We start from the raw sequence: 20612 nt of genomic DNA, 5'->3' as shown, positions 1-20612 counted from the left end.
CAGTTACTTCTTGCGCCGGCCTTGCCAGCCCGCGATCGCCTTCGGTGCGGAGGACTTCAGGGCTTCACCCCGGCCGGACAGGCTGGGGTTGGTCATGAAGTAGTGCTGAGCGTTGAACGGCTCGGCGCCGGGCTGCACTTCCATGCGCCGGGACGTTCCGTCCGCAAGGATCTCGTAGCTCTGCTGGTTATCGATCAGATTGCCCAGCATGATCTGCGAGAGGACCTGCTCATGCACCGTCCGGTTGATCAGAGGCACGAGTGTCTCGACCCGCCGGTCCAGGTTGCGCGGCATCATGTCCGCCGAGCCTATATAGACCAGCGCCTTGTCCGATGGAAGCCCGTGGCCGTTGCCGAAGCAGAAGATGCGGGAATGTTCGAGGAAGCGGCCGACGATGGACTTGACGCGGATATTGTCGGAAAGCCCCGGAACCTGCGGGCGCAGGCAGCATATGCCGCGCACGACGAGGTCCACCTCCACGCCCGCCTGGCTGGCGCGGTAGAGCGCATCGATGATGTCGGGATCGACCAGCGAGTTCATCTTCATCCAGATCGCGGCCGGCGCACCGTTCTTCGCATGCGCGATCTCCTCGTCGATGTGACGCAGGATGCGCGGGCGCAGCGTATAGGGCGAGAAGGCGAGTTTCATGCCGGCCTCCGGCTCGCCATAGCCGGTGATGAAGTTGAAGATGTTCGCCATGTCGCTGGCGATGGTCGGGTTGCAGGTGAAGAAGGACAGGTCCGTATAGATCTTCGCCGTGACCGGATGGTAGTTGCCCGTGCCGAGGTGGCAATAGGTGCGCAGCTTGCCTTCCTCGCGGCGCACGACCATCGACATCTTGGCATGGGTCTTCAGTTCGATGAAGCCGAAGACGACCTGCACGCCGGCACGCTCGAGGTCGCGCGCCCAGCGGATGTTGGCCTCTTCGTCGAAGCGGGCCTTCAGCTCCACCAGCGCCGTCACGGACTTGCCGGCCTCGGCGGCGTCGATCAGCGCGCGCACGATGGGGCTGTCGTTGGAGGTGCGGTAGAGCGTCTGCTTTATCGCCAGGACGTCAGGATCGCGCGCAGCCTGGAGAAGGAACTGGACCACCACGTCGAAGCTTTCGTAGGGGTGGTGGACGACCATGTCCTTTTCGCGGATGGCGGCGAGGCAGTCTCCGGCGTGCTCTCGGACACGTTCGGGAAATCGGGCATTGTAGGGCTCGAACCTCAGGTCGTCGCGCGGCGCCTTGGCGATCTCCGACAGCGTGTTGAGGGCGAGCAGGCCCGGCAGGACCGCGACGCGGTTGTCCGGCACGTTCAGCTCGCCGACCACGAAGCGGCGCAGCGATTCCGGCATTTCCGAGTCGGTCTCGATGCGGATCACCGAGCCGCGGCGGCGGCGCTTCAGCGCCGTCTCGAAGAAGCGCACGAGGTCTTCCGCCTCTTCCTCCACTTCGATATCGCTGTCGCGGATGATGCGGAACGTACCCGAGCCGCGCACGATATAGCCCGGGAAGAGCTTGCCGATGAAGAGGCCGACGGCATCCTCCAGCGTGATGTAGCGGATCGCGCCGCCGGCGTCCGGCAGGCGGATGAAGCGGTCGAGCGCGACGGGCAGGCGTAGCAGCGCCGTCATCGGCTCCTTGCCCATCGTGCTTTCGAGCTGGAGGCCGATGGAGAAGCCGAGGTTGGGGATGAAGGGGAACGGGTGCGCCGGGTCGATGGAAAGCGGCGTCAGCACCGGGAAGATCGACTGGATGAATTCCTGCTGCAGCCAGACCCGGTCGTCGCTGGAAAGCGCCGTCGGGCGGACGATGAGGATGTCTTCCTTGGCGAGATATTGCTGGAGCACGGCGAGCGAGGCCTGCTGCTCCATCTGGAGATTGTCGATCTCCTTGAGGATGTCGTCGAGCTGCTCGGCCGAGGTCTTGCCGTCCGGGCTGCGGATGCCGACGCCCTGGCGCACCTGCCCTTCAAGGCCGGCGACGCGCACCATGAAGAACTCGTCGAGATTGGCGGCCGAGATGGAGAGGAACCGCACGCGCTCCAGCAGCGGATGGGCGGTGTTCAGCGTCTCCTCGAGGACGCGGCGGTTGAACTGGAGCCAGGAGAATTCACGGTTGATGAAGCGCTCGGGGCTCGCCATCAGCGCTTCGATATCGACGGAAGCGCCATCGGGGCGCGCGCCCTCGGCGGGCTTTTCCTGAGAAAGATCGGAAGTCGCTGTATCCATTGGATGTTCCGCCCGGTTGGCCACCTGTTCGACGCAGCTTCGAACGGGAAAGGATTTATGCTTTTCCACGAAGCGCTTAGCGCAGTTTGACGACAGAACTGTGACAGTCAATCGGGGGCGGTGGAATTCGGGGGACAATCGTGTGTGGCACCCCCCTCTGCCCTGCCGGGCATCTCCCCCACAAGGGGGGAGATCGGCAAGAGGCGAGAGCCGTGCTTCATCGGTACCGTTAAAGACGGGCGAGACGCTGCCCCATCCAATCTCCCCCCTTGTGGGGGAGATGCCCGGCAGGGCAGAGGGGGGGTAGTCCGCCCCTAGTCCCCGCCCACCATTTCCCCCAGCACCTCCTGCGCCAGCGCCCGCGTGATGCGGCTGCCGCGGGCGAGCGCGAGGCGGTCGAGCCGTTCCACCAGCGTCTGCGCGGCCTCCAGCGAGCGCTCCATGCGCGCGACGATATAGGCCACCAGCTTCTCGTCGACGAAGAGCTGGCGGTCGGCGAAGAGCTTGACGATGACCTGGGAGAGCAGTTCGTCGTCCGGCTCGCCGATCTCCACCACCGTCGCCGCCTTGAGGCGCGAGCGCAGGTCCGGCAGGTCGACCGGCCAGGACATCGGCCAGAGCCGGCTGGTGATGAGCAGCGTGTGGCCGTGCTGGCGCACATTGTTGATGACGTGGAAGAGCGTGCGGTCGTCGAAGCCCTTGCGGTCGGCATCCTCGATGAGCACGGGGCCGTGCTCGGCCGCCGCTTCCGCCCCCCTGCCCGGCTCGGCCTCGATCAGCGCCGCGCCGGCCTTCTCGCGCCAGATCGCGGCAAGGTGCGACTTGCCCGAGCCGATCGGCCCGGCGATGATGACGACGGGCGCCGGCCAATGCGGCCAGGCGTCGATCATCGCCACCGCCGCATCGACGGGCTCGGCGACGAGCAGGTCGTCGCGGCCCGTCGCGGGATCGTGCCCGAAGGCCAGCGGCAACTGTTCGGCTGTCTTGCGCGACGTCATGGACATTACTCGGTACTCTGAACTCTTGCCGTCTACTCGTCTTCCGGCGTGCTCTCTTCGAGAAGGATGGGCTTGCTGCTGCCGTAATAGAGGTCGCTGTCAAGGTAACGCCTGAGGCCGAAGCGGACAAGCACGCCCACCGCGGCCGCCGCCGGCACCGCGATCATCAGCCCGACGAAGCCGAAGAGCGCGCCGAAGGCGACGAGCGCGAACATCAGCCACACCGGATGCAGCCCGACGCGCGAGCCGACCAGCTTCGGCTGGAGGATGTTGCCCTCGATGAACTGGCCGGAGAAGAAGATGACGGCGACGAGCACGACCATCCAGTAATCCGGCCAGAACTGCACGACGGCGACGCCGATGGCGAGCACCAGCCCGACCAGCGAGCCGACATAGGGAATGAAGCTGATGAGGCCGGCGAAGAGGCCGATCAGCAGGCCAAAATTGAGGCCGGCGAAGGAAAGGCCGATACCGTAGTAAAGGCCGAGGATGATGCAGATGGAGCCCTGCCCGCGCACGAAGCCGGCGATCGCCGCATCCATCTCGGACGCGATCTGGCGGACATTGTCGACATAGTCGCGCGGCACCCAGCTATCCACTTTGGCGATCATGCGGTCCCAGTCGAGCAGGAGATAGAAGGCGACGACGGGGGTGACGACCAGCAGCGAGACGATGTTGACCAGCGCCATGCCGGAATTCCAGAGCTGCTTGAACACCGTGCCCAGGAAGCCCGCGCCCTCGGCGAGGATCGAGGAGAAGCTCTGCTTGATCGTGCCCATCTGGCTGCTGATCCATTTGGGCAGGAGGTCGGGATTGAAGCTCGCCACCAGCTCCTGGAGCTGCGTGACGTAGCCCGGCAGCTTTTCGAGGAAATCGGCGGCCTGGGTCGCCAGCAGCGGGATGACGATCATCAGCGACAGCGCGAAGAGCACGACGAAGGTGATGAGGATCACCACTGTCGCCATCATGCGGGACAGGCCGATGCGCTCCAGCCGGTCCGCCACCGGATCGAGGAAATAGGCGAGCGCCATGCCGGCGATGAAGGGCAGCAGGATATCGGAAAAGACGAGCAGGAAGAGGACGAAGCAAACGAGCGCGATGAGCCAGAACACCGCCTGCCGCTTCAGTCCCGCGCCGCTGATATGGGCTGCCATCGTGCTTTATCCCGTGTTCCGCCACTGTCTGGAGACGAGATAGGATGCGGGCCCGAGAAAGGTCAAGGCTCGGCGGGCAAGGGGGATGCTGCGTTTTCGTGCGGGAAGTCGCTTATTCGGCCTGCCTGCGGCTTTTCCTGAAGGAAAACGGGCCGGGCCGTTTTCCCCCGTTTCCACATGGGCGGCGGCACGCTTCCAGCCGCATGGCCATCTCATATGGAATGCGACGTTGCCCTCCTCCCATATGACAGCCCGGCCGCCTGCGAGCACGCCTGAAGAGCCATGCTCCCTGCAACGGCCCGACCCGAAGATCGAATCAGCCGCCCCCAAACCCCTTGCAAAGCCCCTTTTCCACCCGCACCGGGCGCGAAGAATATGGCACGTCTACCTCCACGTTTCCTTCGCCCGCGATATTCCCGCCCGCGCCGCCGGGAAGGCATGCCTCGCGCCAGCCTGACCTGCAAATTAACCTTTTGTTAACCATTTCACCGCTACACCGGAGCTACCGAAAATTAACCAAGATGACTGACGTGTTAACTCAACCCCGGCCGATCCGCCTCAAGGGGCGGTCCTTCCTTGCGCTTGCGCTGACCCCGGAGCTGCCCTTTGCGGACTGGCTGCGGCGGCTCGACGACCTCGCCGCCCGTTCGGCCGGCTTCTTCCTTCGCCGGCCGGTGGTGCTGGACGTCGAGGGACTGGATATCGACCGGGCGGAGCTGCGCGAGCTGGTCGACCAACTCAATGCGCGCAATGTGCGCGTCATGGGCATCGAGGGCGCGCGCTCCTCGCTGCTCGGCCCCGACATGCCGCCGGCCATGACCGACGGACGCCCGGCAGCCGATATCGAGGCGCCGGAAAAGACCTCTGCGGAGCCCGTGGAAGCGGCAGAGCCGGTCAGGAATGTTGCGCCTGTCGCCGCGACGCCAGTCCAGACGACGCCGTCGCTGGTCGTCTCGCGGCCGGTGCGGTCGGGCCAGTCGATCTTCTTCCCGGAGGGGGACGTCACCATCATCGGCTCGGTGGCCTCCGGGGCGGAGATCGTCGCGGGCGGCTCCATCCACGTCTACGGCCCCCTGCGCGGCCGGGCGCTGGCGGGGTCCACCGGCAACGCCTCGGCGCGCATCTTCTGCCGCAAGCTCGAGGCCGAGCTGATCGCCATCGACGGGTTCTACAAGACGGCGGACGACATGGAGCCGGAGCTGCGGGGCAAGCCCGGGCAGGTCTGGCTGGAAGGCGAAACAATCAAGGCCGCGACACTCGGCTGACGAAATCCAATGGACTGGAGAGACATATGGGCAAGGTAATCGTTGTCACATCGGGCAAGGGCGGCGTCGGCAAGACGACGTCGTCGGCGGCCCTCGGCGCCGCGCTGGCGCAGAACGGCGAGAAGGTCGTCGTCGTGGACTTCGACGTCGGCCTGCGCAATCTCGACCTCGTGATGGGCGCCGAGCGCCGCGTCGTCTACGATCTCGTCAACGTCATCCAGGGCGAGGCCAAGCTGACGCAGGCGCTGATCCGCGACAAGCGCCTGGAATCGCTCTATCTGCTGCCGGCCTCGCAGACCCGCGACAAGGACAACCTGACGCCGGAAGGCGTCGAAAAGGTTATCGCGGCCCTCAAGAACGCCTTCGACTGGGTGATCTGCGACAGCCCCGCCGGCATCGAGCGCGGCGCGACGCTCGCCATGCGCCATGCCGACGTCGCCATCGTCGTCACCAATCCGGAAGTCTCGTCCGTCCGCGACTCGGACCGCATCATCGGCCTTCTCGATTCCAAGACGCTGAAGGCGGAGAACGGCGAGCGCATCGAAAAGCACCTGCTGCTGACCCGCTACGACGCCGTGCGTGCCGAGCGCGGCGACATGCTGAAGGTCGACGACGTGCTGGAAATCCTCTCCATCCCGCTGCTCGGCATCATCCCGGAAAGCATGGACGTGCTGCGCGCGTCGAACGTCGGCGCCCCCGTGACGCTCGCCGATGGCCGCAGCGCCCCGGCGCTCGCCTATTTCGAAGCGACCCGCCGCCTCAAGGGCGAGACCCTGCCCGTCACCATCCCCGGCGACAAGCGCAGCTTCCTCGGCAAGATCTTCGGAAGGAAAGCGGCATGAACCCGTTCCGTTTCTTCTCCCGCGGCCAGTCGGCCCCCGCAGCGCGCGAGCGCCTGCAGGTGCTGCTCGCCCACGAGCGGGCCTCCACCGGCGACTCGGATCTCGTCAACAAGCTGCGCGACGAAATCCTGAAGGCGATTTCCAAGCACATGCAGGTCGACGACGAGAAGGTTTCCATCAAGATGGAACGCGGCGCGCAGGTCTCCACGCTTGCCGTCGACATCGAGATCCCATTCGATCCCACCAAGAAGGCGGCCTAACGGCCGCCCTCCCCTCGCGCCCGTGCATCTGGCGGATGCCGGGCACCGATCCCGCACCATCGAAGGACAGCGACCTCGCCACCGGCCTCCATTGGGGGCCGATACCCCATTTTCAACATCCAAGTTCAAGGAGAATGTCATGACCCGTTTCGCGCTTCTGGAAAGACTGAAGGCAGTCCAACGGATGCCCAAATACCAGGGACGTGACATCACCACCATCAGCGCCATCCTCTCCAACCAGGCGCTGGAACGACATGTGGAAGTCTGCGAGCAGGCGGCGGGCGTCATGGTCCCGCCCGAAGAGCCGCCCGCAAGGGCGAACTGAGCCCCTGCGGGGCAGATGTCGCAACTGCGCCATTTTGTCGCCTTTGAACGACCGCCCTTTCCGGCAGGAAGGGCGGTCGTCCTTTTTGCGACATGGTTAACGATTGGTTTTTCAACCTTTCGCACCCCTCCTCCCAAATCCTTTCCGGCACCGGCGGACCGTGCGGCGGTCAATGCCGTCCGGGCCTTGATATTTTAAAAGTTGACTCTTTAACTCATGAATAATATCGCCGATCGCATCCGCGCTGCGGATTGTCGAATTGGAGATATTTATGAACATTGTTAAAGGGTTAGCCGGGCCGCTAGCAGCGGTGGCCGTGGGGGTCGCGCATGCCCATGCCACCGATATTCGTGGCTTCACCGAATTCGAAGGCCGTTGGCTCGGGGGCGAGGCGGCGGGCAATCTCGGCATCATGCTGCCGTTCCGCCGCGACGATGGCCAGGCGTTCTTCCTCGATCTCAGCGGCGCTTTCGTCGAAGGCGGCATCCGGCAGGGTTCGCTCGGCGCGGGCTACCGCTTCGGGACGCCGGGCCAGTGGACGTTCGGCGTCTACGGCTATTACGACTATCTCAGCTCCAGCTACGGCAACGATTTCCACCAGCTCTCCTTCGGCGCCGAGGCGCTCGGCCCGGTCTTCGAGACCCGCGCCAACATCTACCTGCCGCAGCACGGCAGCAAGGCGGCGGACGGAGCTGGCCGAGGCGTGATCAGCAACGGCGCGCTGAAGTTCCGCGCCGGGCGCGAGGAAGGCCGCACGGGCGCGGATGCCGAAGTCGGCGTCAAGGTTCCCGGCATCTCGCCGGACGGAAACGCCGAGCTGAAGCTCTTCGCCGGAAGCTACTGGTACGACGGCCGCAATGTCAGCGACATGTTCGGCGCCAAGCTGCGCGCGGAACTCACCATCGCCAATGTCGCCGGCCTTCCTTCCGGCTCGACGCTCGCCTTCGGCGCAAGCGCCGCCTACGACAACGAGGACAAGCTGACCGGCGGCGTGATGGCGCGGCTTCGCATTCCGTTCGGCGCGCCGGCGGGCGAAGCGGTCGATCCGTTCGACCCCATGACGCAGGCCGTGCGGCGCAATGCGGGCATCCGCACCGAGGTCGCCGCGAGCGGCGCGCTGGAAGACGCCGTCTTCGTCTTCAACGGGCAGACCGTCGATACCGTGCTGAACATTTCCGGCGCGAGCGGCGATGCCGCGGCCATCAACGCGCTTCTCGCCGGCGCAGGAACCGGCGCGCTGGTGCTGGCGGACGGCAATATCGGCCTCGACGGCTCGCTGATGCTCGGCGAGGGCCAGGCCCTGCTCGGCGGTGGGGGAACGCTGGCGCTGCGCGGCGCTTCGAGCCGGAGCGGCGGCATCTTCACCAATAGCGGGGCGGCGACGACGCTGACCGGCTACGATCCGGCGCAGGACGTCGTGACGATGGCCTCGAACAGCATGCTCTCCACGCTTTCGGTCACCGGCGGGCTTGCCGGCATCGGCAGCACCGGCACGGCCGGCCTCACCATCCACCGGGTCGACGTTTCGGGAACCGCGCAGGACGGCATCCGCCTGACACGCGTCGACGGCGCGGTGATCGAGAACAGCGCCATCCACGACCTTTACATCTGCACCAACAACACGACCTGCGAATTCGCCGTCGGCGACCCGAACCGCGCACCCTTTGCCGCGATCAGCGCCCATGGCACGAAGAACCTCACGGTCCGCGACACGGCGATCGACAACGTCACATACGGCATCTTCGCCGGCAGCGCGATCGACGACAGCGGCTGGCCGCCGGTGATCACCGACCTTGCCAGCAACATCACGATCGACAATGTGACGATCACCCGCTCGCGCCGCGAGGGCATCCTCCTCGTCGCGGCCGACGACGTGACCATGAACAGGGTGACGATCGACAACACGAAGCAGGACCGCGACATGGACCTCGTCGTTCTGCAGGGCACGTCGAATGTCCGGATCACCGACATGTCGCTGAAGGGCGGCATCAACGGCCTGATGCTCGTCACCGCCTCCACGCTGCCGGACGAGGCGCAGACGACGAATGTCAGCGTGGACGGCCTGAAGATCGACGGCACCACCAATGCCGGCATCTTCTTCAACCCGGTCTCCGGCATCGACCTGAAGAACGTGACGATCACCAATGCCGGCACCTACGGCATGTTCCTCTATGGCGACGAGTGGGGCTTCATGGGCGGTCCGGTCTCCGACATCACCTTCGAGAATGTGGTGATCGACAACGCCAGGACGGCGGGCCTCTACTTCATGGGGCCGACGGAAGACCTTTCCGGCAGCGTCACCGTCAGGAACACCCCGCGCGATTGCAAATCCGATCCGTCATGGAGCGGCGGCCTCAGCGGCTCGATCGACCAGCCCGGCGGCTCGGTCTTCATCGTGAACGGCAAGGAGATCGGCCCCGCCACCTTCGCCGCCCGTTGCGGCTGAAGCCGATGACGCCATCCCCGCGGCTCCGGCCGCGGGGATGGCAATGCCCATGCTAGCGGGCGAACTTTCGCGCGCCGGCCACGCAGAGCACGATGGCGAGCGTCGTGAAGACCATCAGCGGGCTCACCTTCTCGTGTAGCAGGCCGGCGGCGAGGAGCAGGCCGAAGAAGGGTTGCAGAAGCTGCAACTGGCCGACCGCCGCGATGCCGCCGAGGGCAAGGCCGCGATACCAGAAGATGAAGCCGATCAGCATGCTGAAGACCGAGACATAGGCGAGCCCCGCCCAGGCATCGCCGGCAATGCCGGCCCAGCTTTCGGGAAGCCGGAAGAGCCCGATCACCACCATCACCGGCAGCGACAGCACCAGCGCCCAGGAGATGACCTGCCAGCCGCCCAGCCGGCGCGACAGCGCCGCGCCCTCCGCATAGCCGAGGCCGCAGACGACGACGGCGGCGACCATCAGCAGGTCGCCGACAAGCGAGACCTCCGCGCCGGAATTGAGCGCGAAGCCCACCACCGTCGCGCTGCCGAGAATGGAAAACAGCCAGAAGAGCGGCTTCGGCCGCTCCCCGCCGCGCAGCACGCCGAAAACGGCGGTGGAGAGCGGCAGGAGGCCGATGAAGACGATCGAATGCGCCGAGGTGATATATTGCAGCGCAATCGCCGTCAGCAGCGGAAAGCCGACGACGACGCCGAGCGCGATGATGACGAGCGAGAAGAGATCGTCCCGCGACGGCTTCGGCTGGCGAAGCACGAAGAGCAGCGCGCCGCCGAGCAGCGCGGCGATGACCGCCCGCGCCGATGTCAGGAAGATCGGCGAAAAGCCGGATACCGCGATGCGCGTCGCCGGCAGCGATCCGCTGAAGATGATGACCCCGAGCAGCCCGCTGCCCCAACCGTCCGTCGCTGTTTTCATGATACCTCGCATTCGCCCTCTCGATACATCGCGGGGACTGGCGGCGGCAGGAACAAAACCGTACAATTATGGCAAACTGTATTGGTATGGAGAGCCATACAATGACCGAACTTTCCGCCGGCAGCCGGACCCTCGACGTCATGGCGGCGATCCGCGGCCGCATTGCCGGCCGCGCCCTCGCCCCGGGCGACCGGCTTCCCTCGATCCGGCGCTTCGCCGCGACGATGGGCGTCTCGCCCTCGACGGTCGTCGAGGCCTATGACCGCCTCGCGGCGGAAGGGCTGATCCGGGCGCAGCGGGGTTCGGGCTTCTATGTCGCGAGCAGCGCCCAGCCGCCGCTGAAACTTTCGGCGGAAACCCCGAAGGCGCGGGCGGTGGATCCCTTCTGGGTCTCCCGGCAGGCGCTCGATGCGGGCGAAGCGGTGCTCAAGCCGGGCTGCGGCTGGCTGCCTTCCGACTGGATGCCGGACGCGGCGCTGCGCCGCGCCATCCGCAGCCTTGCGCGCAGCGACAGCGACTTCCTCGCCTATTACGGCAGCACGCGCGGCTCGCCGGCGCTGCGCCGCCTGCTGCTCGGCCGCCTCACCGAAGACGGCATCGCGGCGGGACCGGACCACCTGATGCTGACCAATACGGGCACGCAGGCGCTCGACCTGATCTGCCGCTTCCTGTTGCGGCCGGGCGACACCGTGCTGGTCGACGATCCCTGCTATTTCAATTTCCAGGCTTTGCTGAAGGCCCATCAGGTGAGTGTCGTCGGGGTGCCCTATACGACCTCGGGCCCCGATGTCGCCGCCTTCGAGGCGCAGCTCGCCGCCGCGCGGCCGCGGCTCTACATCACCAATTCCGCCATCCACAATCCGACGGGCGCGACGCTCTCGCCGCAGGTCGCCCACCGGCTCCTCAACGCCGCCGGGGCGATCGACATGGCCATCGTGGAGGACGAGATCGTCGCCGATTTCGAGCCGGAGCCCTCGACCCGGCTTGCCGCGCTCGACGGGCTTTCCCGCGTCATCCGCATCGGCAGCTATTCCAAGACGCTCTCCGCCTCGGCGCGCTGCGGCTATATCGCGGCGCGGCCGGACTGGATCGAGGGGCTGGTCGACCTCCAGATCGCCACCAATTTCGGCGGGCCCAACCCGATCTCCGCGGAGATCATCGCCCACATGCTGTCGGGCGGCGGCTATCGCAAGCACATGGAGGAGCTGCGCCGCCGGCTGGTGCGGGTGCGGCGCGAGACGGTGGAGCGGCTGCAGCGGCTCGGCATCGAACCCTGGCTCCTGCCGCGCGGCGGTTTCAACCTCTGGTGCCGCCTGCCGGACGGGCTGGATTCGGCGCTGGTCGCGCAGGCCGCCGTCGCCGAAGGCGTGGTCCTCGCCCCCGGCAACGTCTTCAGCATCTCGCAGAGCGCGGCCGGCTTCATGCGCTTCAATGTCGCCCATATGCAGGACCCGCGGGTCTACGAGGTCCTCGCCCGGGCGATGAAGCATGCAGCCTAGCCTTTGGCCTCCTGCAGGATATTGCCGCCGTCGACGACGAGGACCGCGCCGTTGATGTAGCTCGCCTTCGGCGAGGCGAGGAAGGCGACGGCGGCCGCGACCTCCTCGGGCCGTCCCGCCCGGCCGAGCGGCGTTGCCCTTGCGGCGCGGCGCTCCTCTTCCGTCGAGGCGCCGGTGTCGATCCAGCCCGGCGCGACGGCATTGATGGTGACGCCCTGCGGCCCCGCCTCCAGCGCCAGCGCATGGGTCATGCCGACCATGCCGGCCTTGGCGGCGGAATAGGCCGTCTCGCCGCGATTGGCGACATAGGGGCCGGTCACGGAGGCGACGTTCACCACGCGGCCGTAGCCGTCCGCCAACATGTCCGGCAGGTAGATGCGGGTCGCAAGGAAGGCCGTCTTGAGGCTGACGGTGATGCCGCGATCCCAGTCCTCTTCCTCGAGCTGCACGAATTCGCGCTGCAGGGCGGGCTGGGCAAGGTTGCCCATGCCGGCATTGTTGACGAGCACCGAAGCGGGGCCGGTTTCCTGCCGGAGCCTTTCCACCGCTGCCCTCGAGGTCAGGTCGCAGAGGTGGCCCGTCGCCGGAAAGCCCGCCCGGCGCAGTTCCTCCGCGCGGGCGAGGACCCGCTCGCCGATCGCGACGAGATGGACGTGGAAGCCCTCTTCCGCAAGGCTGCGGGCGCAGGCAAGGCCGATGCCGTCCTCGGCGCCCGCGCCGGTGATGATTGCCGTCTGGCGCTGCATGTCCTTCTCCTCAGTAGCCGGCGGTCACGCCGAAATCGATCGAGAGCGCCGCGCCGGTGACGGGGGCGGCATCCTTCTCGCAGAGGAAGGCGACCATGCGGGCGATCTCCTCCGGCCGGATGAAGCGGGCCGCGGCCTGCTGCGGATAGTTCGACAGAAGCTTCGCCTTGTAGCCGTCCGGATCGCCCCCGCCATAGCGCTCGGCCTGGAACTCGATCATGGGCGTGGCCACATCGCCGGGGCAGACGGCGTTGACGCGGATCCGGCGCGGGGCGAGCTCCAGCGCGAGCGCCTTGGTGAGCAGCACGAGGCCGCCCTTGGAGGCGCAGTAGATCGACGCGCCGTTGTTGCCGACCAGCCCGGCATCGGAGGCGATGTTGACGATGGAGGCGCCGTTCTCCAGATGCGGGATCGCCGCCTGGATGAGGAAGAACGCCCCCTTGAGGTTGACGTCGAGAACGAGGTCCCAGTCCGCCTCCGTCATCGTCACCGCCTCGCCCTCGCGCCAGACGCCGGCGGAATTGACCAGCACGTCGAGCCGGCCGCGCCAGGCCATGACGGCCTCGACCGCAGCAGTGCATCCGGCGACCTTGCGGATGTCGAGCGGCACGGCGAGCGCCTCGCCGCCGCCGGCCCCCAGCGCCTCCACCGTCGCCGTCAGGCGCTCCGATTCGAGATCGGCGATGGCGACCGCGAAGCCGTCGGCGGAAAGCCGCGCGGCGATGGCCGCTCCCATGCCGCCGGCTCCCCCGGCGATGAGCGCTACTCGTTTCTGGTCGGTCATGCATTCCCCCACGCAATTCGATATGCGGCCAGAAGAAGGCCCCGCGCGGCGCGCGTCAACAGCGCAGTTCGCATCGGGCGATGCGCCGCCCGCACAATCCGGCGAAACGGATATGGCAAGCCCCATCGAAAAGCGTGTAGAAGGCGCCTTTCGGATTCATCGGCGAGCCGCGGATGAACGTGCTACAGCTCAACCCGGCGCCTTTCCCGCGCCGAACACGAGAGTGAGAATGACGGACATCGACCGCGACGACAGTCGCAGACCGGATCCCGACGCATCGCCTGCCGCGGCGGACAGTGATCGCCGGGGCAAACTGACCGTTTTCCTCGGCGCCGCACCGGGCGTCGGCAAGACCTACGCCATGCTGACGCGGGCGGGACGCCTGAAGGCGGAAGGCGTGGACGTCGTCGTGGGCCTGGCGGAAACCCACGGCCGCAGCGAGACGGCGGCCCTTCTCGACGGGCTGGAGGTGCTGCCGCGCCTTGCAGGCGCGCAGGACGGCCAGGCATTCGACGTCGACGGGGCGCTTGCGCGCCATCCGCGCATCGTCCTCGTCGACGAGCTTGCTCATTCCAACCCCGAGGGCAGCCGGCATCCCAAGCGTTATCAGGACATCGAGGAGCTGATCGCGGCCGGCATCGATGTCTGGACGTCGCTCAACATCCAGCATCTCGAAAGCCTCGCCGACCTCGTCGCGCAGATCACCGGCGTCACGGTGCGCGAGCGCGTTCCCGATACCGTGCTGAAGAAGGCCGACGAGATCGTTCTGGTCGACCTGCCGCCGACCGAGCTGATCGAGCGCCTCAAGGAAGGCAAGGTCTATCTGCCGGAAAATGCGAGCCGCGCCGTCGACCGCTTCTTCCGCCTCGGCAACCTCACGGCACTGCGCGAGCTTGCCCTTCGCCGCACGGCCGACCGGGTGGACAACCAGATGGTCGACTATCTCAAGCAGCACGCCATCGAGGGGCCATGGGCCACCGGCGAGCGGCTGCTCGTCTGCGTCGGCCCGGATGAGCTTTCCGAGAAGGTGGTGCGCGTCGCGAGCCGCCTTGCCTCCGGGCTCAACGCGCCGTGGCTGGTCGTTTCCATCGAGCGGGCCGACCGCGAGGAGGAAACGACGGAACGGCTGCAGCGCATGGAAGCGCTGTTCCGCCTCGCCGAGCAGCTCGGCGCGGAGACGCGCCGGGTGGTCGGCAACGATTTCGTCGAGGAAATCCTCAAGCTCGCCCGCCGCGAGCACGCGACGCAGATCGTGATCGGCGCCAAGCGCAACCGCGGCTGGACCCGCTTCCTCTCGCGCTCCCTTCCCGACACGCTGTCGCGCAAGGCCGCCGGCATCGGCATTCATTTCGTGACGCCCGAAAAGGACGAGAAGCCACCCGCGCCACGGCGCATGGCGCTGCCGGGGCTTGCCGCCTATCGCCAGCCGGCCCTCATCGCCATCGGCCTCACCGCGGCCATCGCCGTCGCGGGCAAGCTGGTCTATGTCTTCGCCGAATTGCCGAACATCTCGCTGCTCTTCCTGCTCGCCGTTCTCGGCTCGGCGGTGCTGGGCGGCTATGTCTCCGCCTTCATCGCGGCGATCCTCTCGGCGCTCGCCTACAACTTCCTCTTCATCGATCCGCTGCACACCTTCACGATCACCGCGCCGCACGAGGTCTTCGCGCTGGTCGTCTTCCTCTGCGTCGCGATCATCGCCGGCGGTTTCGCCTCGCGCATCAAGGAGCAGGCGGAGGTGGCGCGGGTGCGCGCCACGGCGTTGCAGTCGCTCTACGACTTCTCGCGCAAGCTCTCGACCACCGCGACGGCGGACGACGCGATCTGGGTCGCGGTCTCGCAGCTCCAGGCGAGCCTTCGGCGCAACATCGTGCTCCTGCTGCCCGACAAGGGGGACCTCAGGGTCGCCGCCGTCTGGCCGCCCGATACCGACCTCGACACCACCGACTTCACCGCCGCGCGCTGGACGCGCGACAAGCAGGAGACCGCCGGGGCCGGCACCGGCACGCTGCCGGACAGCCGCTTCGAATTCCGCCCGCTGATGGGCCCGCACGGGCTGGTCGGCGTCTGCGGCATCGAGCAGACCGAGGAACGGCTCGACCTCAATGCCGAGCGGGCGCTTTCGGCCATCCTCGACCAGACCGCCATCGCCCTCGACCGTGCCCGCCTCTCGGAGGAGAGCGTGGAACAGGCCGCCAGGCTGGAGGGCGAGCGCTACCGGGAGACGCTGCTCGCCTCCATCTCGCACGACCTGCGCACCCCGCTCGCGACGATCGTCGATGTGGCGACGAACCTGCGCCAGCAGTGCGAGACGATGCCCCGCGAGGAGCGCGACGGCGACCTCCGCCTGATCGAGGAGGAAGGCGGCCGCCTGAGCGGCTTCGTTTCGAACCTTCTCGACATGACGCGCATCGAGTCCGGCATGCTGAAGCCGAAGAGCGACCGGCTCGACGTCGCCGACGTCGTCCAGACGGCCGTCGAGCGGGCCCGCAAGTATTTCCCCGGCAAGGTGATCGAAACGGGCATCGCGCCGGACCTGCCGCCCATCGAGGGCGACGGCGTGCTGCTCGGTCAGGTGCTCTTCAACCTGCTCGACAATGCGGTGAAATATGGCGGCGAGGAGCCGGTCAACGTCTATGCGCGGCGCGACGGCGGGGATGTGCTGATCTCCGTCACCGATCTCGGCAAGGGCATTCCCCCTGCGGAACTCGACCGCATCTTCGAGAAATTCTACCGCCGCGGCAAGCCGGACGGGCGGGCGCCCGGCACCGGCCTCGGCCTTTCCATCGCCCGCGGCTTCACCGAGGCGATGGGCGGCAAGATCCAGGCGGAAAGCCCCGCCGTGAAGAAGAGAGGCACGCGCATCGCGCTGCGCTTCCCGGCCGGCGAAAAGAAGGCCGACAAGGCGAAGTGACACGGAGGCCGAGAGCATTTCCAGCAAAGTGCGAGGCGGTTTTGCGGCTCGGAGAAAAGCGGAAATGTCCTGACGCAGGGAGGTGACGCGGCCGTTTGCGCATTTTTTTGCACAAGCGTACCGGATTCGCGGAATCAGACCTTCCCTGCGCGGGGGCAAACTCCTAGTGGGAGGTCACTCGCGTGACCCGCGAGCTTCCCCGCGTCACCGGGAGCCAACCGTGACGCTCGCTGCCCCGCTTCGTGCGGGGCTCTTTTTTTCCAGCCTATGTCACGCGCCTGCGCCAGACCCGCCAGACCGCCGCCGCGCTCATGGCGGCGAGCGCATACCAGGTCAATGCATAGACGAGGTGGCTGTTGCGGAAGGCGACGACGGTGAGGCCGCCGATGGGCAGCCCGCCCGGATTGGGCGTCGCATCCGCATCGATGAAATAGGGCGCGACATCGGCAAGGCCCTTTGCCGCCGCGATGGCCGCGACGTCGCGGGAGAACCAGCGGTCCGCCGCCGGATCGTTGGAGCGCAGGAACGCCCCGCCCGGCTCCGTGATGCGCAAAAGCCCGGTGACCACGACCGGCCCGGCGGCGATTTCGCCCGCCAGCCGCGCCTCGGGCGTGCTCCTGTCCGCCGGCACGAAGCCGCGATTGATCAGGATCGCCGAGTCGTCGACAAGGACGAGCGGCGTCACCACCCAGAAGCCTGCGCCCCGTTCGGTCACCGCCTGGACCAGCACCGTCCTGTCGTGTTGGAAGAGGCCGGTCACGGTGACGCGGCGGTATTCGTCCTTCTCCCTGTCGACCGAAGGCCATTCCGCCCGTCCCGGCGCCGGGACCGGATCGGCATGGATGCGGCTTTCGACGCGGGCGATGAGGTCGAGCTTCCAGAAGAGCCGTTGCACCTGCCAGGTGCCGAGCGCGAGGAAGACGGCGACGAGCAGGACGAGAAAGGCGGCGAGGACGAAGCGGGCGCGGGAAGACGGTTCGGACATCGGGTGCTATCGCACCCCCCTCTGCCCTGCCGGGCATCTCCCCCACAAGGGGGGAGATTGGATGGGGCAGCGTTTCACCCCTCTCCAGCATTGCCGATTGAGCAAGGTTTTCGCGTCTTGCCGATCTCCCCCCTTGTGGGGGAGATGCCCGGCAGGGCAGAGGGGGGTATCGACGACGCTTCCGGCCTTCCCGGCCATGCCCACACCCACCGCCACCCTCATGGCATGTTCTTCATCATCTCGTGGGTCATCGGCATCATGTTGGCGTTGAGGTGGTGCATGACCCAGAGCGAGCCCGCCAGCGCGATGCCGACGATGATGAGCGTGAAGATCAGCGCCATCAGCGTCCAGCCGCCTTCCGAGCGCGGGTTCATGTGCAGGAAGTAGACCATGTGCACGAAGATCTGCACGACGCCGATGCCCATGACGAGGACGGCCGTCAGCAGCTTGCTTTCCATGACGCCCGCCATGACCAGCCAGAAGGGAATGGCAGTCAGGACGACCGACAGGAGGAAGCCGATCATGTAGCCCTTGAAGGAGCCGTGGCCGGCCTCGTGCCCGTGGCTGTGCCCGTGATGGGCTTCGGCCGCGCTTTCGTGGGTGTGGTGCGCGCTCATCCGAGGACTCCGAGAAGATAGACGAAGGAGAAGACGCCGATCCAGATGACGTCGAGGAAGTGCCAGAACATGGAAAGGCACATCAGCCGGCGGCGGTTCTCATGGGTGAGGCCGCGCCTCTTGACCTGCACCATCAGCGTGATCAGCCAGATCATGCCGAAGGTAACGTGCAGGCCGTGCGTGCCGACCAGCGTGAAGAAGGACGACAGGAAGGCCGAGCGCGTCGGGCCGGCGCCCTCGAGGATCAGGTGGTAGAACTCGTAGAGTTCCAGCCCGAGGAAGGCCGCGCCGAAGACGCCGGTGATGGCGAGCCAGACCAAGGTCTCCATCTTGGCGTTGCGCTCCATCTGGAGCATCGCGAAGCCGTAGGTGATGGAGGAGAAGAGCAGCATCGCCGTGTTGATCGCGACGAGCGTCAGGTCGAAGAGGTCGGCGGGCGACGGACCGGCGGCATAGTTGCGGCCGAGCACGGCGTGCGTCGCGAACAGCACGGCGAAGATCAGGCAGTCGCTCATCAGGTAGAGCCAGAAGCCCAGCATGGTGCTGTTTTCCGGATGGTGCTCTTCCGTCAGGTAGAAGGTCGGCTTTTCGCCGGCGTCGTGGACTTGGGTCGCGCTCATGGGCTCAGGTCCGTTCTTGCAGCAGTTTCGTGCGCGCGTCCTCGGTCGCCGTCACCGTCTCGACGGGGATGAAGAAGTCGCGGTCGTAGTTGAAGGTATGGGCGATCGACACCGCGACGATCGCGATGAGGGAGAGCGCCGCCAGCCACCAGATGTACCAGATCAGCGCGAAGGCGAGCACCGTGCTGATCCCGGCGAGGATGACGCCCGTGCCGGTGTTCTTCGGCATGTGGATCGGCCTGAAGCCTTCCAGCGGGCGCACATAGCCGCGGTTCTTCATGTCGTACCAGCTGTCGTGGTCGTGCACGACGGGCGTGAAGGCGAAGTTGTAGTCCGGCGGCGGCGAGGAGGTCGACCATTCCAGCGTGCGGCCGTCCCATGGATCGCCGCTGTCGCAGCGCAGCTGGTCGCGCCTCAGGTAGCTGACGACGAGCTGGACGATGAAGGAGGCGATGCCGAGCGCGATCAGGACGGCGCCGAAGGCGGCGATGACGAACCAGATCTGCAGCGAGGGATCCTCGAACTGGCTGACGCGGCGGGTGACGCCCATCAGGCCGAGCACGTAGAGCGGCATGAAGGCGAAGAAGAAGCCGATCTGCCAGAACCAGAAGCTCATCTTGCCCCAGAAGGGATCGAGCTTGTAGCCGAAGGCCTTGGGGAACCAGTAGACGACGCCCGCCATCAGCCCGAACAGCACGCCGCCGATGATGACATTGTGGAAATGGGCGATGAGGAACAGCGAATTGTGCAGCACGAAGTCGGCCGGCGGGATGGCCAGCATCACGCCCGTCATGCCGCCGATGACGAAGGTCACCATGAAGCCGACCGTCCACAGCATCGGCACCTCGTAGCGGATGCGCCCGCGATACATGGTGAAGAGCCAGTTGAACATCTTCGCCCCCGTCGGGATCGAGATGATCATGGTGGTGATGCCGAAGAAGGCGTTGACCGAGGCGCCCGAGCCCATCGTGAAGAAGTGGTGCAGCCACACGAGGTAGGAGAGGATCATGATCACGCAGGTCGCATAGACCATCGAGGCATAGCCGAAGAGGCGCTTGCCGCAGAAGGTCGCCACCACCTCGGAGAAGATGCCGAAGGCCGGCAGGACGAGAATGTAGACCTCCGGGTGGCCCCAGATCCAGATGAGGTTGATATACATCATCGGGTTGCCGCCGAGGTCGTTCGTGAAGAAGTTCGTGCCGACATAGCGGTCGAGCGAGAGCAGCGCGAGCGTGGCGGTGAGGATCGGGAAGGTCGCGACGATCAGGATGTTCGTGCAGAGCGAGGTCCAGGTGAAGATCGGCATCTTCATGAAGGTCATGCCCGGCGCGCGCATCTTCACGATGGTCGCGATGAGGTTGATGCCGGACAGCGTCGTGCCGACGCCCGCCACCTGCAGGCCCCATATGTAATAGTCGACCCCGACGCCGGGACTGTAGTCCGCGCCCGACAGCGGCGGATAGGCCAGCCAGCCGGTGCGCGCGAACTCGCCGACGAAGAGCGACATCATGATGATGATCGCGCCGGCCGTCGTCATCCAGAAGGAGAAGTTGTTGAGGAAGGGGAAGGAGACGTCGCGCGCGCCGATCTGCAGCGGCACGACATAGTTCATGAAGCCGGTGACGAAGGGCATCGCCACGAAGAAGATCATGATCACGCCATGGGCGGTGAAGACCTGGTCGTAGTGATGCGGCGGCAGGTAGCCCTCGCTGCCGTTGAAGGCGATCGCCTGCTGGATGCGCATCATGATCGCGTCGGAAAAACCGCGCAGCAGCATGACGATGGCGAGGATGATGTACATGATGCCGATCTTCTTGTGATCGACCGACGTGAACCACTCGTTCCAGAGATAGCCCCAGAGCCTGAACTTGGTGATGAGCGCGAGGAGCGCGATGCCGCCCAGCGCCACCACGGCGAAGGTCACGACGAGAATAGGCTCGTGATAGGGGATCGCCTCCAGGGTAAGCCGTCCGAAGAGGAAATGCGTGAGGCTGGTGTCACCGAACATGGGATCGTCCAATATCGTT

At 66.3% G+C, this 20612-nt stretch carries 17 protein-coding genes; 7 read left to right on the top strand and 10 right to left on the bottom strand.

Going from position 1 to position 20612, the window contains the following annotated elements; translation table 11 throughout:
- Positions 1 to 3: 3 nt before the first annotated feature.
- The 3 genes from ACZ48C_RS03700 to ACZ48C_RS03690 all read right to left on the bottom strand — a co-directional run bounded on the left by ACZ48C_RS03700 (position 4) and on the right by ACZ48C_RS03690 (position 4369).
- Positions 4 to 2217 carry an RNA degradosome polyphosphate kinase gene (locus ACZ48C_RS03700; protein WP_464782224.1) on the bottom strand — a complete coding sequence of 738 codons (2214 nt, stop codon included), beginning with the start codon at positions 2215 to 2217 and terminating at the stop codon, positions 4 to 6.
- A gap of 314 nt (positions 2218 to 2531) precedes the next feature.
- Entirely contained in the window at positions 2532 to 3215 is a 684-nt protein-coding gene (hdaA, locus tag ACZ48C_RS03695; RefSeq protein WP_464782223.1) for a DnaA regulatory inactivator HdaA, read from the bottom strand.
- Between the two features lie 32 nt (positions 3216 to 3247).
- Positions 3248 to 4369: an AI-2E family transporter gene (locus ACZ48C_RS03690; RefSeq protein ID WP_119258153.1), complete on the bottom strand. Its 1122-nt coding sequence runs from the start codon at positions 4367 to 4369 to the stop codon at positions 3248 to 3250.
- Between the two features lie 521 nt (positions 4370 to 4890).
- On the opposite strand from ACZ48C_RS03690, the gene minC reads away from it, so the two are divergent.
- From minC to ACZ48C_RS03665, 5 genes are all read left to right on the top strand, one after another.
- On the top strand, positions 4891 to 5634 hold the full coding sequence (gene minC, locus ACZ48C_RS03685; protein WP_464782222.1) for a septum site-determining protein MinC: 744 nt from the start codon (positions 4891 to 4893) through the stop codon (positions 5632 to 5634).
- A 26-nt stretch (positions 5635 to 5660) separates the two neighbouring features.
- The gene (minD, locus tag ACZ48C_RS03680; protein WP_119258151.1) at positions 5661 to 6476 is read left to right on the top strand and encodes a septum site-determining protein MinD; all 816 of its coding nucleotides are present in this window, start codon (positions 5661 to 5663) and stop codon (positions 6474 to 6476) included.
- Positions 6473 to 6736 carry a cell division topological specificity factor MinE gene (gene minE, locus ACZ48C_RS03675; protein WP_119258150.1) on the top strand — a complete coding sequence of 88 codons (264 nt, stop codon included), beginning with the start codon at positions 6473 to 6475 and terminating at the stop codon, positions 6734 to 6736. The genes minD and minE overlap by 4 nt, the downstream gene beginning before the upstream one ends.
- Before the next feature lie 139 nt (positions 6737 to 6875).
- On the top strand, positions 6876 to 7061 hold the full coding sequence (locus tag ACZ48C_RS03670; RefSeq protein ID WP_424547817.1) for a hypothetical protein: 186 nt from the start codon (positions 6876 to 6878) through the stop codon (positions 7059 to 7061).
- 271 nt (positions 7062 to 7332) lie between these two features.
- Complete coding sequence (locus ACZ48C_RS03665) at positions 7333 to 9507, top strand: right-handed parallel beta-helix repeat-containing protein (RefSeq protein ID WP_464782221.1); 2175 nt, start codon at positions 7333 to 7335, stop codon at positions 9505 to 9507.
- Positions 9508 to 9559: 52 nt separating this feature from the next.
- Here ACZ48C_RS03665 and ACZ48C_RS03660 read toward each other — a convergent pair whose 3' ends face one another.
- Positions 9560 to 10423, bottom strand: a complete 864-nt coding sequence (locus ACZ48C_RS03660; protein ID WP_318911163.1) for a DMT family transporter — start codon at positions 10421 to 10423, stop codon at positions 9560 to 9562.
- Between the two features lie 101 nt (positions 10424 to 10524).
- Here ACZ48C_RS03660 and ACZ48C_RS03655 point away from each other — a divergent pair, with 101 nt between their 5' ends.
- Entirely contained in the window at positions 10525 to 11922 is a 1398-nt protein-coding gene (locus tag ACZ48C_RS03655; RefSeq protein WP_464782220.1) for an aminotransferase-like domain-containing protein, read from the top strand.
- Here ACZ48C_RS03655 and ACZ48C_RS03650 read toward each other — a convergent pair.
- Both ACZ48C_RS03650 and ACZ48C_RS03645 read right to left on the bottom strand, forming a co-directional pair.
- Positions 11919 to 12668: an SDR family NAD(P)-dependent oxidoreductase gene (locus ACZ48C_RS03650; protein ID WP_464782219.1), complete on the bottom strand. Its 750-nt coding sequence runs from the start codon at positions 12666 to 12668 to the stop codon at positions 11919 to 11921. The genes ACZ48C_RS03655 and ACZ48C_RS03650 overlap by 4 nt on opposite strands.
- 10 nt (positions 12669 to 12678) lie before the next feature.
- Entirely contained in the window at positions 12679 to 13452 is a 774-nt protein-coding gene (locus tag ACZ48C_RS03645) for an SDR family NAD(P)-dependent oxidoreductase (RefSeq protein WP_464782218.1), read from the bottom strand.
- A gap of 229 nt (positions 13453 to 13681) precedes the next feature.
- Between ACZ48C_RS03645 and ACZ48C_RS03640 the strand changes: the two genes are divergently transcribed.
- Positions 13682 to 16363 carry an ATP-binding protein gene (locus tag ACZ48C_RS03640; RefSeq protein WP_464782217.1) on the top strand — a complete coding sequence of 894 codons (2682 nt, stop codon included), beginning with the start codon at positions 13682 to 13684 and terminating at the stop codon, positions 16361 to 16363.
- Positions 16364 to 16628: 265 nt separating this feature from the next.
- On the opposite strand, the gene ACZ48C_RS03635 is transcribed toward ACZ48C_RS03640, so the two are convergent.
- The 4 genes from ACZ48C_RS03635 to cyoB all read right to left on the bottom strand — a co-directional run bounded on the left by ACZ48C_RS03635 (position 16629) and on the right by cyoB (position 20593).
- Positions 16629 to 17348 carry an SURF1 family protein gene (locus ACZ48C_RS03635; protein WP_464782216.1) on the bottom strand — a complete coding sequence of 240 codons (720 nt, stop codon included), beginning with the start codon at positions 17346 to 17348 and terminating at the stop codon, positions 16629 to 16631.
- Positions 17349 to 17566: 218 nt separating this feature from the next.
- Positions 17567 to 17965, bottom strand: a complete 399-nt coding sequence (cyoD, locus tag ACZ48C_RS03630; protein WP_119258143.1) for a cytochrome o ubiquinol oxidase subunit IV — start codon at positions 17963 to 17965, stop codon at positions 17567 to 17569.
- Complete coding sequence (cyoC, locus tag ACZ48C_RS03625) at positions 17962 to 18585, bottom strand: cytochrome o ubiquinol oxidase subunit III (protein ID WP_464782215.1); 624 nt, start codon at positions 18583 to 18585, stop codon at positions 17962 to 17964. The genes cyoD and cyoC overlap by 4 nt, the downstream gene beginning before the upstream one ends.
- 4 nt (positions 18586 to 18589) lie before the next feature.
- The gene (gene cyoB, locus ACZ48C_RS03620) at positions 18590 to 20593 is read right to left on the bottom strand and encodes a cytochrome o ubiquinol oxidase subunit I (protein WP_464782214.1); all 2004 of its coding nucleotides are present in this window, start codon (positions 20591 to 20593) and stop codon (positions 18590 to 18592) included.
- Positions 20594 to 20612: the final 19 nt, after the last annotated feature.

The sequence above is a fragment of the Shinella sp. 1A1 genome (assembly GCF_055379515.1).
This window is presented reverse-complemented; position numbering and strand designations above follow the sequence as displayed.

Coding starts and splice junctions, on each gene's coding strand:
- ACZ48C_RS03665 (WP_464782221.1), top strand. CDS start 7,333: ATGAACATTGTTAAAGGGTTAGCCGGGCCGCTAGCAGCGGTGGCCGTG.
- cyoC (WP_464782215.1), bottom strand. CDS start 18,585: ATGAGCGCGACCCAAGTCCACGACGCCGGCGAAAAGCCGACCTTCTAC.
- minE (WP_119258150.1), top strand. CDS start 6,473: ATGAACCCGTTCCGTTTCTTCTCCCGCGGCCAGTCGGCCCCCGCAGCG.
- minD (WP_119258151.1), top strand. CDS start 5,661: ATGGGCAAGGTAATCGTTGTCACATCGGGCAAGGGCGGCGTCGGCAAG.
- ACZ48C_RS03645 (WP_464782218.1), bottom strand. CDS start 13,452: ATGACCGACCAGAAACGAGTAGCGCTCATCGCCGGGGGAGCCGGCGGC.
- ACZ48C_RS03655 (WP_464782220.1), top strand. CDS start 10,525: ATGACCGAACTTTCCGCCGGCAGCCGGACCCTCGACGTCATGGCGGCG.
- ACZ48C_RS03700 (WP_464782224.1), bottom strand. CDS start 2,217: ATGGATACAGCGACTTCCGATCTTTCTCAGGAAAAGCCCGCCGAGGGC.
- ACZ48C_RS03670 (WP_424547817.1), top strand. CDS start 6,876: ATGACCCGTTTCGCGCTTCTGGAAAGACTGAAGGCAGTCCAACGGATG.
- ACZ48C_RS03635 (WP_464782216.1), bottom strand. CDS start 17,348: ATGTCCGAACCGTCTTCCCGCGCCCGCTTCGTCCTCGCCGCCTTTCTC.
- ACZ48C_RS03640 (WP_464782217.1), top strand. CDS start 13,682: ATGACGGACATCGACCGCGACGACAGTCGCAGACCGGATCCCGACGCA.
- ACZ48C_RS03690 (WP_119258153.1), bottom strand. CDS start 4,369: ATGGCAGCCCATATCAGCGGCGCGGGACTGAAGCGGCAGGCGGTGTTC.
- hdaA (WP_464782223.1), bottom strand. CDS start 3,215: ATGACGTCGCGCAAGACAGCCGAACAGTTGCCGCTGGCCTTCGGGCAC.
- ACZ48C_RS03650 (WP_464782219.1), bottom strand. CDS start 12,668: ATGCAGCGCCAGACGGCAATCATCACCGGCGCGGGCGCCGAGGACGGC.
- cyoD (WP_119258143.1), bottom strand. CDS start 17,965: ATGAGCGCGCACCACACCCACGAAAGCGCGGCCGAAGCCCATCACGGG.
- minC (WP_464782222.1), top strand. CDS start 4,891: ATGACTGACGTGTTAACTCAACCCCGGCCGATCCGCCTCAAGGGGCGG.
- cyoB (WP_464782214.1), bottom strand. CDS start 20,593: ATGTTCGGTGACACCAGCCTCACGCATTTCCTCTTCGGACGGCTTACC.
- ACZ48C_RS03660 (WP_318911163.1), bottom strand. CDS start 10,423: ATGAAAACAGCGACGGACGGTTGGGGCAGCGGGCTGCTCGGGGTCATC.